Below are 234 nucleotides of genomic sequence, written 5' to 3' on the forward strand. Positions count from 1 at the left end.
TATCTAGAGTGCAAATTGCGATTACACAAGCTGCTGTTCTCATATTGGGACTTCTAATTATTGTATCTGTTACGTATGTAGCTGGGTTAGTAGGTGCAGAATGGTTTTTACAAGATAATAACTTAAATAAAGAATTATTTTTGAAGATAAATGTAGTCGGAGGGCTCATATTTTTAGTCATTAGTGCGTATTCATTTTTCTTTTCTTGTATATGTAATGACGAAAGAAAAGCAC

Annotated in this window: 1 protein-coding gene; it reads left to right on the forward strand. The window is 32.1% G+C overall.

Annotated elements, in window-relative coordinates:
* On the forward strand, window positions 1-234 hold a 234-nt coding region (locus QP997_RS09855), incomplete at both ends, for a hypothetical protein (protein ID WP_284847018.1).

It is taken from the genome of Corynebacterium sp. MSK039 (genome assembly GCF_030232315.1).
GTDB lineage: Bacteria > Actinomycetota > Actinomycetes > Mycobacteriales > Mycobacteriaceae > Corynebacterium.